Genomic DNA, 13,513 nt, shown 5'->3' with positions numbered 1-13,513 from the left:
GAGCCCCCGTGCACCGCACCCCCATGGCCGCCGTCCTCGCCGCGTCCGCCCTCGTCCTCGCCGCCTGCGGTGGGAGCGACAGCGGTGGGTCCGGCGAGGCCGCCGGCGGCGACGAGAAGCTGTCCGTCGTCTACGTGCCCGGTCTGACCGGCAACCCCTTCTACAGCACCGTCGGCTGCGGCGGACGTGACCGCGCGGCCGAGCTCGGCATCGACTTCAGCGTCCAGGGCTCGCCGACCTTCGACGTGGCCGCGCAGACCTCGGTGGTCAACGCCATCGTCGCCAACGCCCCCGACGCGATCATGATCTCGGTGACCGACGCGACGGCCATGGCCGTGCCGCTGACCGAGGCCAAGGACGCCGGCGTCGACATCATCACCATCGACGGCGACCTGGAGGACACCTCCATCGGCAGCGCCAACATCCAGTCCGACAACCTCGAGGGCGGGCGGCTGGCCGCGGAGAACCTCGCCGAGCTGATCGGCGGGCAGGGTGAGGTGCTGGCCATCAACCAGACGCCGGGCAACCCGATCGGCGAGCTGCGTGAGCAGGGCTTCGCCGAGGGCCTCAAGGCCTTCCCGGGCATCACCTACCTCGGCGTGCAGTACGACGAGAACGCCACCGCCACCGCGGCCTCCATCGCCTCCGGTGCGGCGTCGTCGAACCCGAACCTCAAGGGCATCTACACGATGGCCACCAACAGCACCGAGGGCGCGATCACCGGTGTGCGCGAGGCCGGCCGCACCGGCGACGTGAAGGTGATCGGCTACGACACCTCCGAGCCGATCATCCAGGCGCTGGAGGACGGCACCGTCGACGGCGTCATCGTGCAGTACCCCTACCGCGAGGGCGCCCTCGGCGTCGACGCCGCGGTGGCGCTGTCGAAGGACGAGCAGGTCGAGCGCAACCAGACGGTGCCGTTCGTCTTCGCGACCCCGGAGAACGTCGCGACGCCCGAGGTCCAGGAGTACCTGTACAAGGTCGACTGCTGACGTGTCGTCACCGACCCCGTCCCCGTGGTGGCGGACCGCCGCGGTGTACCAGGTCCTGCCGCGCAGCTTCGCGGACGGGGACGGGGACGGGGTCGGCGACCTCGCCGGCCTGCGGACACGGTTGCCGTACCTGGCCGAGCTCGGTGTCGACGCGGTCTGGGTGACCCCCTGGTACCCCTCGCCGATGGTCGACAACGGCTACGACGTCGCCGACTACCGGGACGTCGACGCCGCGCTGGGTGGGCTCGAGCAGGCCGAGGCGTTCGTCCGGGAGGCCCACGAGCTGGGCCTGCGGGTGCTGGTGGACATCGTGCCGAACCACACCTCGGACGCCCACGCCTGGTTCCGGGCCGCGCTCGCCGGTGACGCGGCGGCCCGGGCCCGCTACCTGTTCCGGCCGGGCCGGGGGGAGGGCGGTGCGCTGCCGCCGAACGACTGGGAGAGCTGCTTCGGCGGGCCGTCGTGGACCCGCACGACCGACGCCGACGGCCGGCCGGGGGAGTGGTACCTGCACTCCTTCGCCCCCGAGCAGCCCGACCTCGACTGGCGCCACCCCGAGGTGCGGGCCGAGTTCCTCGACGTCCTGCGGTTCTGGTTCGACCGCGGCGTCGACGGCTTCCGGGTCGACGTCGCCCACGGGCTGGTCAAGCAGGCGGGCCTGCCCGACGGCCTGGGCCGGGACCGGCGCACCGAGGAGCACCCGGGCTGGGACCAGGACGAGGTGCACGAGGTCTACCGGGAGTGGCGCCAGGTCGCCGACTCCTACGACCCGCCGCGGGTGTTCGTGGCCGAGGCGTGGGTGGCCCGGCCGGAGCGGCTGCCGCTGTACCTGCGGCCCGACGAGCTGCACATGGCCTTCGAGTTCGAGCCGCTGCACGTGGCCTGGCGGGAGGGTCCGTGGCGCCGCGTCGTCGAGCGCGGGCTGGCGACCGCCGCGCTCACCGGTGCGCCGAGCGCCTGGGCGCTGACCAACCACGACGTCGTCCGGCAGGTGACGCGCTACGCCCGCACGCAGTGGCCCGAGCGCGGGTCCAACGAGTCCGAGCGGGCCCGCTGGGGCACCGAGGAGCCCGACCTCGCGCTGGGCCGGACCCGGGCGCGGGCCGCCGCGCTGCTCACCACGGCGCTCCCCGGGCTGGTCTACGTCTACGAGGGGGAGGAGCTCGGCCTCGAGGAGGTCGAGGACATCCCGACCGGGCGCCGGCTCGACCCCATCCACACCCGCTCCGGCGGTCGGGACCCCGGCCGCGACGGGTCCCGCGTGCCGCTGCCCTGGTCGGGGGACCGGCCCCCGTACGGCTTCTCCCCGCCCGGTGCCGTCGAGCCCTGGCTGCCGCAGCCGCCGGGGTGGGGGCCGCTCACCGCGGCCGCCCAGGAGCAGGACCCGGACTCGACCCTGGCGCTCTACCGCCGCGCGCTGCACCTGCGCCGCGAGCTGATGACCGGCGCCGGACCGCTGGCCTGGTCCCCGGCCCCCGACGGGGTGCTGGCCTTCACCCGCGGGACGACGACGGTGTGGGTCAACTTCGGGCCCGCGGACGTCGCACTGCCGGCCGGGCTGCGCGCCGTGCTCGTCTCCGGCCCCGCGCCGGACGGCGTGCTGCCGGTCGACACCGCGGCCTGGCTCCTGGCGGACGAGGATGGGCCGCGATGAAGATCGTCTGGAACGCGTTCAACGGCCGCTACTCCGACAACCCCCGGGCGCTGTACGAGGCCCTGCGGGCCCGCGGCGGCGGTGAGGAGCACGTGTGGCTCGCCGACCCGCGGCACGCCGCGGCCTTCCCGCCGGGCACGGTGACCGTGCCGATCGGCACGCCGGCGGCCGTGGCGGCGCTGGAGTCCGCCGACGTCGTGGTGGTCAACTCGCACGTCCAGCTCGACCGCTGGACCAAGAAGCCGGGCGCGACCTACCTGCAGACCTGGCACGGCACGCCGCTCAAGCGGATCCACCGGGACGCCGCCTGGCTGCCCCCGGACGAGCTGCTGGCCGAGCTCGACGAGGACATCGCCCGCTGGGACCTGCTGATCACCCCGAGCCCGGCGGCGACGGACCTGCTGCGGTCGGCGTTCCGGTACACCGGCGAGGTCCTGGAGACCGGCTACCCGCGCAACGACGTGCTCTCGGCCCCCGACGCGGACGCCCGCCGTGCCCGCGTCCGCGCGCAGCTCGGCATCCCCGAGGGCACGACGGCCGTCCTCTACGCGCCCACCTACCGCGACGACGAGGCCGACGGCGCGGTCGACGCACCGCTCGGGCTGGACGTCGCGGCACTCGCCGAACGGCTCGGGGACGACGCCGTCCTGCTGCTGCGGCTGCACTACTTCATGGGCCACCAGACCCGACCGGCCAGCAGCGGACGGGTGCAGGACGTGTCGGCGTACCCGGACATCTCCGAGCTGTACCTGGCCGCGGACGTCCTGGTCACCGACTACTCGTCGTCGATGTTCGACTTCGCGGTGACGGGCAAGCCGATCGTGCTGTTCACCTACGACCTCGAGCACTACGAGGGCCGGCTGCGCGGTTTCACCTTCGACCTGCGCACCGGGGCGCCCGGTCCCGTCGTGCTGGACCAGGAGGCGCTGACCGAGGCGCTGCTCGACCTGCCGGCGGTGGCGGCGGCGCACGCCGACGACCAGGCCCGCTTCGTCGCCCGCTGGTGCGCACTGGAGGACGGCCACGCCAGCGAGCGCGTGGTGGCGGCGGTCTGGCCGCGCTGAGGCGCCGGCCGGGGGAGCGGAGAGCGGGTGACGAGAATCGAACTCGCACTGTCAGCTTGGGAAGCTGCTTAATGACTCGGTTACCGGCCTGGGGCCCCCTTTGCTGCAGCACATCGACTTACCGCGATCCACCGGGATCGCCCCTCTCGTACCCTGTGGACGGGCACGCGGCGGGCACGACCAAGGTGAACCTCTTACTCGAACTCGCGTGAGTGTCCACCGCACGGGGAGCTCGACCCCATGTGCTGAGCCTTGCCGCCCACCGGCCGCCTGGGCTGTGCGCGTGGTCACGCCGACTGATCAAACTTTTTCAGGTCAGCGCTGGATGTGGGTCTGAAGGGTCCGCCGAGTGCCCCTCAGTGCCTCGGGAGCCTGAGCTGCTTGGCTCAACCGCCTCAGTTCGGCGGCTCACGGCCCTCTCGGCGGTCGCAGTGGCAGGCGCCGGCCCCGCTGGCCCCTACGATCGGGTCAGCCGGAGCTGGCGTAAGTGAACACAGGACGGACAGCTGAATTATGAGTGAGTTCGAGAAGGCTCAGATGCCCCCAGAAGATCTGAACCTTGACTTGCTGAATCCACGCATGCCCGACAAGAAGCTCGCTGGCGAGCCGGACGCCATTGAGTACTTGAATACCTACGCGGCGCTGGACGAGCTAATCAAGTCCATTGGGGCGTCAGGGTGGATGGACTATGAGCCGCTTATCGTTCTTCGGCACGACGCCGTTCTCAATCTGGATAATGTGGTAATCGAGGGCAATAGGCGACTCGCCGCATTGCGGCTGCTAAATGACGGTCATTCAGCGGAGAAGCTGGGCGTCTCCGTGCCTGTTGCGAGGCACCCCGCCTCCAACCCCTCCGAAGTGATGGTGTGGTTCGTCGAGAGCAGGGCCGAGGCTAGAGATTACATCGGCTTTAAGCACATCAACGGCGCGTTCAAGTGGGACTCTTTCGCGAAGGCCAAGTTCGCTGCCGAGTGGCTTGCGGATGATCCTGACGTTTCCGCCGTCAGTCGAAGACTGGGTGATAGTAATAATACGGTGGTGCGGTTGGTCAACGGCTATCGAGTTCTTCACCAAAGCGAGGAGCAAGGTTTCGATAGAGGAAAAGTGCAGGGTAGATTCGCTTTCTCGCATCTATACACAGGTCTCGCTCGGCCAGCCATGCGCGACTACCTCGGACTTCCCTCGGCGGCCTCCCTGTTACCTGTGAATCCAGTTGATTCGCAGCATTCAGAGCAACTGGGTAACGTTATGGTCTGGCTCTACGGCCAGGGCAACAAGAAGCCGATCATCAAGAGCCAGAACCCGGATCTTAAGCGCTTTCTGGCGGTCCTTGAAAGTCCTCATGCGATCCAGTCGCTCGCGGGAACTAATGATCTGGACGTGGCCTACGAGGAGGTGGAAGACAAGGCCGAGAGGTTCTTGAACGGGTTGTGGGAGTTGTATAGTCAAGCCAAATCCGTCTCGGGTGATATTGGTCTATATGGCGGTGATCCCGCGTTGGTGGATGTCGCGGAAGCGACCCTGCGTACAGTTCGGGGAATTCATAGTGCAATGAAGGCGGAGTTGGAGTCCGTAGCGACCGATCGGTCGGACGCTTGACATGCGCGTTGAACCGTTTGAAGAAACTGCAACAGCTAGCGATCAGGCCGACTGGCTAGAAGCCAACTTGCTGTGTGGCGGCACTAATACCGTCTCCTCAGCTAGCTTGGCGCGCGTACTAGGGCTAGTTGAGGACTTCACCCCTCATCGGACTTTCTTCGATGAGGAAACAGATGAAAGCCTTGATGAAGAGATCCTGGACCCAGAACGCGATCAACTACTCGAAAGAGTATGGACCGAGTTGTCATACCGAGCTGAAGTCATGGGTGACTCTTACCCATTTGAACTGAAGGCGCGCGGAGAGGATTTCACCTTGTCCGTCGCAGCTGCAACCACGGCAGGAGTGCAGAGTGGGCGCAACTGTTACGTAGCGTGCTTGATGATCGCGCTTTGTCGACAATCAATTGTAATGCAGGCTGCTGTCGGCGATGAGCTTCCGGAGTTAAAGCGCGCGAGTGACAGGATCATGCAGATTCTGTCCTTCAAGGCGGCGGCACATTTCATCGGCGGAGATGCATATTGGTTCGGCTGGCCCAGGATCGACTCGGCCAAGTCGTACACCGCAGCTTTGCAGACTATCGTCGACAGCCTGGGCTTTGGTAAGCTCAGGCAAGCCGCGCCGGCTTGGGCGAGCGGAGCTGAAAAGGATGGGACCGTCGACGTAGTAGCGTGGCGCTCATTTCCCGACAAGAGTTATGGAAGCCTTGTCATGTACGGCCAGGTCGCCTCCGGCAAGAACTGGCGGGGCAAGTCGATCACGACACACATCGACGGATACTTTCACGAATGGTTCGAAGATATTCCAGCGAAGCACTGGGTGCCAGCGATGTTTATGCCCTTCACCCTGCACGCTACGGCGGGCAGCACCAAGACTCACAGTCGTGAAGAAGTCATGCGCGGAATGGCGCGACGAGACGAACGAGACTTTGGTATAATCTTTGATCGCCTTAGAGTTACGTCGTTGAACGCTGTGGATGAGGCTTCCGTCTGCCCTGCGGATGCTCTTCACATGCATACTCATGATGAGTTAATAGGCGAACTCGCCGCCTGGACAAAACACATCAGAGAGTATGCGGCGAAGTGAAGGCTACTCAGGAGGGTCGCATGGGGCTGCCCGCCGTTGACCGAATCGAAATACCTGTAAGTCTTCGCGATCCAGTCACTCCACTAAGGTATCCGGGTGGCAAGCAGAAGCTCACGGAGTTTCTGCGGCGATGCGTCGTTGCCGCGAATGACCCAGAACTGGTGTATTTGGAACCATATGCCGGGGGAGCGGGGGCCGCCCTGGCGCTGCTCAAGAGCAATGATGTCTCGCGCATCGTGATCAATGATTTAGACCCGGCCATCTATGCCTTCTGGCATAGTGCCGTTCATCAGAACGCCGAGTTGTCCAATCTGGTGAGCACTGTAGATGTCACCCTAGAGGAATGGCTCAAGCAGCGCGAAGTCTATCGAGCCACTGATGTAGGAGACCTTCTGTCCCTGGGCTTTGCTACGCTCTTCTTGAATCGTACGAGCCGATCGGGCGTTCTGGGTGCCGGCGTAATTGGCGGAATGAAGCAAGAGGGCGCCTACAAGGTGGACGCACGGTTCTATCGCAGTACGCTCATCGCGCGCTTGCAAACCATCCAACAGCTAGCTAAGTCGATCACTGTTACCAACATGGATGGCATTGACCTGTTCCGCAAGTATTCTCGGCGGTCCAGTTCATTCTTCTACATTGACCCACCCTATTACGAGAAGGGTGGCAGTCTCTATCTCAACGCGTTCGAGCATCAAGATCATATGCGGTTGGCTGCGTGCCTGAACAAGTACGCCGATCGCAAATGGATCATGACTTACGACAGGGCACCTGAGATCGTGGACGCGTATAAGGAACGTCGACAGAGTACGTTCTGGCTCAGATACTCGGCACACAGAGTGGTGACTGCAACTGAACTTTTCATCGCGTCGGACGGCGTTGTTGTCCCAGGTTTACATCCAGGAAATGGGTAGGATCTCCGCCGCGAAGGACCGTTCGCCTCGATGCCCGGGGCAACGAAGCGCGTGAGCCGCCTGAGCACGGCCGGAGGCCGCGCGCAGGGTGGTGAAACGCGCTTCGTTGACCGGGTGCGGCGGGCGCAGCACGCCGCCTTGACGGAGTAAAGAAACTCCTCACAGCTCACATGGGCTGGCTGGTCGGCGTGGGAGTGCCTAGACACCGTGAGGCGTGCTGGGAGAATGGGGTATGGACACTCGTGCGGCCCAACTGCTAGCGGAGCGGCACCTGGCGGAATCGCTGCCGCTGCGTTGGCAGCACAGCCAAATGGTCGCGGCGACGGCTGCTGAATATGCGGGGGGCATCGGTTTGGACCCCGCCCCTGTAGTGGCGGCTGCGTGGCTACATGACGTCGGTTACGCGCCAGCTCTCCGGGACACGGGGTTCCATCCTGTTGACGGGGCTCGATTCCTACGGCGTGAAGGTTGGCCGGATCAGGTGGTGGATCTGGTTGCGCACCACAGCTGCTCGCGTGTGGAGGCCGGTTTGCGAGGTCTCACTAGTGAGTTGGCCGAGTTCGAGGATGTGCCAGGTACCTATCGCGACGTTCTCTGGGCCAGCGATGCGACCACGGGGCCGGACGGGACCAGACTCGATGTGAAGGGTCGGGTCTGCGAGGTCGTTGAGCGGTATGGACGCGGGAGCCTCGTGGGGCGCTGCATGTTGGCGATCGCCCCGGAGCTTGAAGCGGCGGTCAAGCGTGTGACGCGGACGCCCTAGAACGTGTCCCATAGTGGGCCGCTCAGGGACACCGCCCGCGAGGCGGGTTCAGGGATAGCCGCGTAGTCAGCCCTGTTCTCGTCCGGGGAGCGGTTCGCCGGACAGGAAGGACTCATAGTCGCGGCGAGCGTCCTCATCGACTTCAGGGACGACGCTGCTGTACCGGGTATCCCGGCGGTCGCGATGCGGTCCTGAGAGCCAGTAGTCCTCATGCGTCTCTGCGTCGAAGAAGTTCGCGTCGAACATCCCTGTCCAACGGCGCAGCGTCTTCCCATGCCAATAGGCGGTCTGCCAGGTCTTGGAAAGCCTGACCCAGCTGATCCAGCACGGACCTTGGTCGGTGTTGTGTCCCGTCTTCAGCTGGACGAACATGATCCGCTCTGGCATGGGCTGAGTGTTTCAGCTGCCCTGCGTCATGCGGCGCGCCAACTCAAGGCGGCAACCCATAGTGGGCGGCGTAGAGACACCTCAGCAGCGGCGATGCTCAGGAGCCGAGGGCAGGCTTGGGGCCGGCCAGCTCCGGTCAGCCGATGTAGGGCGTCGGGGCGTGCGCGAGGCCGTGGTCCACGCGTAGCCGCACGGACGGGTGCATGGGCAGGTCGTCCAGCTCCCCTAGAGAGACCCAGCGAACGTTGGGTGTCTCGTCGCTGGTCGCCAGCTCGCCCCCGTCGAGGGCGGCGCGGAACGAGAGGGCGAACTGCTGGCGAACCTCGCCGTCGTCGTAAGCGATGACGTGGCCGGGGTCGGAGTAGACACCGATGAAGCCGGTGACCGAGACGCGGTAGCCGGTTTCCTCGTGAGTCTCCCGCTCGGCAGTGGTGGCGATGTACTCCCCGACGTCCTGGCTGCCACCGGGCAGGGCCCACAGGCCGTTGTCTGACCGTTGGATGAGCAGCACCCGACCCGCCTCGTCCTGCACGAACGCGGTGGCCGCGGTGACGATGCGGTTGGGGCGTGGCCCATTGGGGTCGTGGAAGTGCTCTGTGCGGCCCACTGCTGTCTCCCTCTACCCCCAGGCGGGTCGGGCCTCGTCCCAGACCCTGTCGTACATCGCAGCGTAGGTGTCGAACAGGCCGCCGGCCGACAGCCGTCGTAGCTGCATCGCCGGTGCCTGCGCTGCCGGGAGCCCGAGCACATGCGGGTTCGCGATCATCGTGTCGTCGGCCCGGTAGATCGAGGTGTAGAGCGTCGAGGTGTGCAGGCGCACGTGTACACCGGGTGCCTTCGCCAGCGGCCGCTTGAGCAGCTGTAGGGCGTTGCGCACCTTCGTGCTGACGGCCTGGGAGCCGATGCCCTCCTCCTCGCCGCGCAGTGCCACCGCCGGGCAGTCCGGGTCACCGAGCAGGAGTCGCACCCTCGCGCCGTCGGCGGCTTTCGCGCGCAGCACGTCGAGGATCGCCGGGGTCTGCTCAGGCAGGAAGAGACCTGCGTAGACGTGGACGTCGGCGAACGCGGTGGCGGACGAGAACATGCGCAGCCACTCGTCCCCGCTGATCGATGCGCGGTGGGGGTGGACCTGCACGACCTCCGACCGGGACGCCTCCTCGGCGCGTTCGGCGCTGACCGCGTCAGGCCACAGCCAGGTCTCGGACTCGTGGAGCAGCGCGCTGAGCTGGGCCCGGTACTTCGGGTATGGCGGACGACCCAAGCTCACCCACCTGGTCACCGTCTTCGGGTCCACCCCGAGGCGCTCGCCCACTGACGTCGGGGAGAGGCCCTGCTTGGACAGTGCGTCGCGGAGCCGCTCGTTCGCCAAGGTCTCTCCTGAGATAGCTCGCTAGGACGTCCAGGGACGTCTGTTGGGTCGATAGGACGTCCCTAGACGTCCCACTGTGTGGTGATGACGTCCCCCCGTCAACCGCGAAGGTCCTCCTACAGGCCGCCAAGGGGGTGGCTCGGAGCAAGGAGTGAGCATGGCGATCCAGGGTGCGATTCCGCTGGGACAGGACCTCGTGTTCCCGCACGGCGCGTTCGTCGTCGGTGAGGTCGAGGCGGTGCAGGACTTCGACCGCAAGCAGGCCGGTGAGGTCGACATCCAGTCCCGCGACTAGAACACCGGCGAGCGGCTGTGGGCGGTGCGTGTGCTCGATGCCGACCCCGAATCCCGGCGTGGGCAAGCTGAGGTCGTCGTCAAGATCGCGGGGGAGCACCAGCCCGTCCCGCCGGACGAGATCCCGGGGCTGCCGTTCCGTCCGGTGGTGTTCGAGGGGTTGACCGCGACGCCGTGGGTCGACACGAACCGGGCTCGTCCCCGACTGGCGTGGTCACTGCGTGCTGCGCGGATGAGCGCTCCCAGTGGGGCCGCTGGCGCACCCTCGGGAGCCGGCTCGCGTACGGCTGCGAAGGCCGATGACGGGCGGGCCGCGTGATGTCCCTGCACCCCCGTCCCCAGGGCACACCCATCGGCCGCGCACCGGCCGCACGCGGTCAGGTGAATGGCGGTGCCAGTGAGGACGCGTGGCTCGAAGCCCTCGTCGGCGGCGTCCTCGGTCTCGCCTGGTCCGTGTCCGTAACCATCGTCCAGGTCGTCTGGCGCTACCCCGGCACCGTCTTCGGCGGTCTCGTCGTGCTGGCTGTGTACCGCTCCTACGGGTCCACGGTCCTGCTGGTCGTGGTCGTCGTGATCGTGGTCGTCGTCCTGGTCGTGCGGCTGGGTTACCCGGAGTTCTGGTCGGTGCGGGTCGCGGGCCCGCGCTTCCGGTACTGCAAGCGCCGCAGCGTTCGCAGGCAGTGGCGCGGCACGTGCGAGGCGGTGGGCCTGTCCACTGTCCGCGTGTCCCACCGGACCGGTGCCCGCACGTTCTGGACCCCGGGCCTGTCGCAGCTGCGCTGGTCCTCCCGAACGGGGATGGTCCTCGCCGCTCGGGTCCGGGTCCTGGCTGGGCAGACCGTCGATGATCTCGCCGGCTGCGCCGAGACCCTCGCGTCGGCGTTCGGTGCCCGCTCGGTGCGGGTGCGTGCCACGGGGCCGAACACCGCGGACGTGTCGTGGCTGTTCACCGACTCCCTTGCTGGGGTCCTTGCACCACTGCCGGTCGAGGCGGTGCCGAACCTGGTGGCGCTGCCGGTTGGCGTGCAGGAGGACGGGACTCCCTGGCGCCTGCGCCTGGCCGGGACGCACCTGCTCATCGTCGGCGTGACCGGCGCCGGTAAGGGCGGGGTCATCTGGTCGCTGCTGCGCGCGCTGGGACCGACGATCCGGTCAGGTCTTGTGCAGGTGTGGGCGGTGGACGGCAAGGGCGGCATGGAACTCGCCCCCGGGCGGCCCCTGTTCACCCACCTCGCCACCACGGCAGAGACGGGGGTGGAGCTGCTCGAGGAAGCCGCCACCGTTCTTGCGGCCCGCGCTGCCCGCCTCGCGGGAACGACCCGCAAGCACGAGCCGACTGTGGCCGAGCCGCTCCTGGTGGTCCTGGTGGACGAGCTGGCCCTACTGACGGCGTACGTCCCGGACCGCAAGCTCAGGGACCGGGCGGAGAAGGCCCTGGCGATGATCGCCACTCAGGGGCGCGCTCCCGGTGTCGTCCTCGTCGCAGCGTTGCAGGACCCCCGCAAGGAGGTCGTCGGACTGCGGAACCTATTCCCGACGAAGATCGCATTGCGGCTGGACGAGAAGGCCCAGGTCGACATGGTCCTCGGCGACGGGGCCCGCGACGCCGGGGCTCTGTGCCACCAGATCCCGGAGACCAGTCCCGGGGTGACGTACGTGAAGGTCGACGGTCAGCGCGAACCGGTCCGCGTCCGCTCCGCCTACCTCGATGACGACCACATCGCCGCTCTCGCCATCGAGTACGCCGCACCCAGCGACCCGACCACCAGCGACACCGGCAGCGGGACGAACGACGCCCCCGCCACGCTGCACCTGGTGGAAGACGAGGTCTCTCCTCAGACCGGACCGGTCGCGGCATGACCGTCACCGATTCCTCGTCGTCGCTGGCGTGCCGCGTCGATCCGGTCGTGGTCGAGCGTCAGGTCGCCGCGCGCCTGCTGTCCCCGAACTTCAACCGGTGGGCTGAGCAGGCCGCCGCCGCCGGGCACTGCACGTCGCCGATCCGGTTGACCGGCTCTGCGACCACCCTGGACAAGACCACCGGGGAAGTCCTGTCGACGTACTCCACGACCGGCGAGCCGGATGGAGTGCTCTACGTCCGGTGCGGGAACCGGCGGGCCTCGGTCTGCCCGTCGTGCTCGCATGAGTACAAGGGCGACACCTGGCACCTGCTCGCCGCTGGCGCTGCGGGCGGCATGAAGGGTGTCCCTGAGAGCGTCGCGGCGCACCCGATGGTGTTCGCGACGGTGACCGCACCCTCGTTCGGGCCGGTCCACACCACTCGCACCGGGCAGGGTGGACTCGGGCGCTGCCACCCGAGGCGCCGTGTCGTCTGCCAGCACGGGCGGCCGGTCGGCTGCAACGCGGTCCATGCTGATGGGGACTCCCGTCTCGGTCAGCCCTTGTGCCGGGACTGCTACCGCTACACCGAGCACGTGGTGTGGCAGTGGCACGCCCCTGAGCTGTGGCGTCGGTTCACCATCACCTTGCGCCGCCGCCTCGCCGCCCGGCTGGGGATGACGCAGACCCGCCTCGTCCAGCTGGCCCGGCTTTCCTTCGCGAAGGTGGCGGAGTTCCAGCGCCGTGGGGTCATCCACTTCCACGCACTGATTCGCCTCGACGGTCCGGCGTCTGCCGTCACGGGAGAACACCCGTTCCCGGTTCCGCTGGTCGATGTCCCCGCTGAGGTGCTGGCCGACGTCATCCGCGAGACCGCTGCTCTCGTCGCCTACGACGCACCCCCGGCCAGCGATGGGGAGCCCGGCCTGCGGCTGCGATTCGGGAAGCAGGTCGACGCACGCCCGGTCACCTCGACCGCGAGCCGCGACGATGGCCGGGAACAGTCCAGGGACCTGCATCCGGAGACGGTTGCGGCCTACATCGCGAAGTACGCCACCAAGGCGTGCGAGGAGTTCGGTCTTCCGCAGCGATTGCGCTCTCCCGAGGCTGCGGCCCGGCTCGGGGTGAACGCCCACATCTGCCGGCTGCTCGCGACCGTCCTGGACGTCGCGTCAACGGGCGGGGAGCACTACGCGGGGCTGGTGCGGTGGGCGGCGATGCTCGGGTTCCGGGGGCACTTCTCCACTAAATCTCGCCGCTACTCCACGACCCTCGGCCGCCTGCGGACGGCCCGAAAGCGGTGGCAGCTGCAACGCCTGCGCGGTGAGAGCTGCGACGAGGGCACGACCGGCTGGCAGGACGACGACCCCGCCGAGGACTCCACGCTGGTCCTGTCGGACTGGGCCCTGGCCGGGATCGGCTGGCTCACCGCTGGGGACGCCGCTCTGGCTGCGACCGGCAGTGACGGGGTCCGGGACTGGAGAGACGCGAAAGTACGCACCCGCTCGCACCCCTCGACAAGCGCACGCACCTACGGCACATGAGCCACCACGACAC

At 67.5% G+C, this 13,513-nt stretch carries 13 protein-coding genes; 10 read left to right on the top strand and 3 right to left on the bottom strand.

Going from position 1 to position 13,513, the window contains the following annotated elements; translation table 11 throughout:
* Nucleotides 1–8 precede the first annotated feature (8 nt).
* From GCU67_RS04745 to GCU67_RS04715, 7 genes are all read left to right on the top strand, one after another.
* Entirely contained in the window at nt 9–992 is a 984-nt protein-coding gene (locus GCU67_RS04745; RefSeq protein WP_211660767.1) for an ABC transporter substrate-binding protein, read from the top strand.
* 1 nt (nt 993) lies between these two features.
* On the top strand, nt 994–2,646 hold the full coding sequence (locus GCU67_RS04740; protein WP_163609926.1) for an alpha-amylase family glycosyl hydrolase: 1,653 nt from the start codon (nt 994–996) through the stop codon (nt 2,644–2,646).
* A complete protein-coding gene (locus GCU67_RS04735; RefSeq protein ID WP_163609925.1) occupies nt 2,643–3,710 on the top strand; it encodes a CDP-glycerol glycerophosphotransferase family protein in 1,068 nt (355 codons plus the stop codon). The genes GCU67_RS04740 and GCU67_RS04735 overlap by 4 nt, the downstream gene beginning before the upstream one ends.
* 513 nt (nt 3,711–4,223) lie before the next feature.
* On the top strand, nt 4,224–5,309 hold the full coding sequence (locus tag GCU67_RS04730) for a hypothetical protein (protein ID WP_163609924.1): 1,086 nt from the start codon (nt 4,224–4,226) through the stop codon (nt 5,307–5,309).
* A gap of 1 nt (nt 5,310) precedes the next feature.
* On the top strand, nt 5,311–6,393 hold the full coding sequence (locus GCU67_RS04725; protein WP_163609923.1) for a hypothetical protein: 1,083 nt from the start codon (nt 5,311–5,313) through the stop codon (nt 6,391–6,393).
* A gap of 20 nt (nt 6,394–6,413) precedes the next feature.
* Nucleotides 6,414–7,304, top strand: a complete 891-nt coding sequence (locus GCU67_RS04720; protein WP_163609922.1) for a DNA adenine methylase — start codon at nt 6,414–6,416, stop codon at nt 7,302–7,304.
* Nucleotides 7,305–7,536: 232 nt separating this feature from the next.
* On the top strand, nt 7,537–8,067 hold the full coding sequence (locus GCU67_RS04715) for an HD domain-containing protein (RefSeq protein WP_211660766.1): 531 nt from the start codon (nt 7,537–7,539) through the stop codon (nt 8,065–8,067).
* Nucleotides 8,068–8,133: 66 nt separating this feature from the next.
* On the opposite strand, the gene GCU67_RS04710 is transcribed toward GCU67_RS04715, so the two are convergent.
* The 3 genes from GCU67_RS04710 to GCU67_RS04700 all read right to left on the bottom strand — a co-directional run bounded on the left by GCU67_RS04710 (nt 8,134) and on the right by GCU67_RS04700 (nt 9,823).
* Nucleotides 8,134–8,454, bottom strand: coding sequence for a hypothetical protein (locus tag GCU67_RS04710; RefSeq protein ID WP_163609921.1), 321 nt, complete (start codon nt 8,452–8,454; stop codon nt 8,134–8,136).
* A gap of 136 nt (nt 8,455–8,590) precedes the next feature.
* Nucleotides 8,591–9,061, bottom strand: a complete 471-nt coding sequence (locus tag GCU67_RS04705; protein ID WP_163609920.1) for an NUDIX domain-containing protein — start codon at nt 9,059–9,061, stop codon at nt 8,591–8,593.
* A 12-nt stretch (nt 9,062–9,073) separates the two neighbouring features.
* A complete protein-coding gene (locus GCU67_RS04700; RefSeq protein WP_163609919.1) occupies nt 9,074–9,823 on the bottom strand; it encodes a helix-turn-helix domain-containing protein in 750 nt (249 codons plus the stop codon).
* 157 nt (nt 9,824–9,980) lie between these two features.
* Here GCU67_RS04700 and GCU67_RS21265 point away from each other — a divergent pair, with 157 nt between their 5' ends.
* The 3 genes from GCU67_RS21265 (at nt 9,981) to GCU67_RS04685 (ending at nt 13,500) form a co-directional block, all read left to right on the top strand.
* Nucleotides 9,981–10,118 carry a hypothetical protein gene (locus GCU67_RS21265; RefSeq protein ID WP_211660765.1) on the top strand — a complete coding sequence of 46 codons (138 nt, stop codon included), beginning with the start codon at nt 9,981–9,983 and terminating at the stop codon, nt 10,116–10,118.
* A gap of 797 nt (nt 10,119–10,915) precedes the next feature.
* Nucleotides 10,916–11,977: an FtsK/SpoIIIE domain-containing protein gene (locus tag GCU67_RS04690; RefSeq protein WP_163609918.1), complete on the top strand. Its 1,062-nt coding sequence runs from the start codon at nt 10,916–10,918 to the stop codon at nt 11,975–11,977.
* Nucleotides 11,974–13,500, top strand: a complete 1,527-nt coding sequence (locus GCU67_RS04685; protein WP_211660764.1) for a replication initiator — start codon at nt 11,974–11,976, stop codon at nt 13,498–13,500. Before GCU67_RS04690 ends, GCU67_RS04685 begins: the two co-directional genes overlap by 4 nt.
* The last annotated feature ends 13 nt before the right edge of the window (nt 13,501–13,513 follow it).

It is taken from the genome of Modestobacter muralis, assembly GCF_010682105.1.
Lineage (GTDB): Bacteria > Actinomycetota > Actinomycetes > Mycobacteriales > Geodermatophilaceae > Modestobacter > Modestobacter muralis.
This window is presented reverse-complemented; position numbering and strand designations above follow the sequence as displayed.

Excerpts from the sequence above, each read along its gene's own strand:
- GCU67_RS04735 (WP_163609925.1), top strand. The coding sequence starts at position 2,643 with ATGAAGATCGTCTGGAACGCGTTCAACGGCCGCTACTCCGACAACCCC.
- GCU67_RS04730 (WP_163609924.1), top strand. The coding sequence starts at position 4,224 with ATGAGTGAGTTCGAGAAGGCTCAGATGCCCCCAGAAGATCTGAACCTT.
- GCU67_RS04725 (WP_163609923.1), top strand. The coding sequence starts at position 5,311 with ATGCGCGTTGAACCGTTTGAAGAAACTGCAACAGCTAGCGATCAGGCC.
- GCU67_RS04720 (WP_163609922.1), top strand. The coding sequence starts at position 6,414 with ATGGGGCTGCCCGCCGTTGACCGAATCGAAATACCTGTAAGTCTTCGC.
- GCU67_RS04715 (WP_211660766.1), top strand. The coding sequence starts at position 7,537 with ATGGACACTCGTGCGGCCCAACTGCTAGCGGAGCGGCACCTGGCGGAA.
- GCU67_RS04710 (WP_163609921.1), bottom strand. The coding sequence starts at position 8,454 with ATGCCAGAGCGGATCATGTTCGTCCAGCTGAAGACGGGACACAACACC.
- GCU67_RS21265 (WP_211660765.1), top strand. The coding sequence starts at position 9,981 with ATGGCGATCCAGGGTGCGATTCCGCTGGGACAGGACCTCGTGTTCCCG.
- GCU67_RS04690 (WP_163609918.1), top strand. The coding sequence starts at position 10,916 with ATGGTCCTCGCCGCTCGGGTCCGGGTCCTGGCTGGGCAGACCGTCGAT.
- GCU67_RS04685 (WP_211660764.1), top strand. The coding sequence starts at position 11,974 with ATGACCGTCACCGATTCCTCGTCGTCGCTGGCGTGCCGCGTCGATCCG.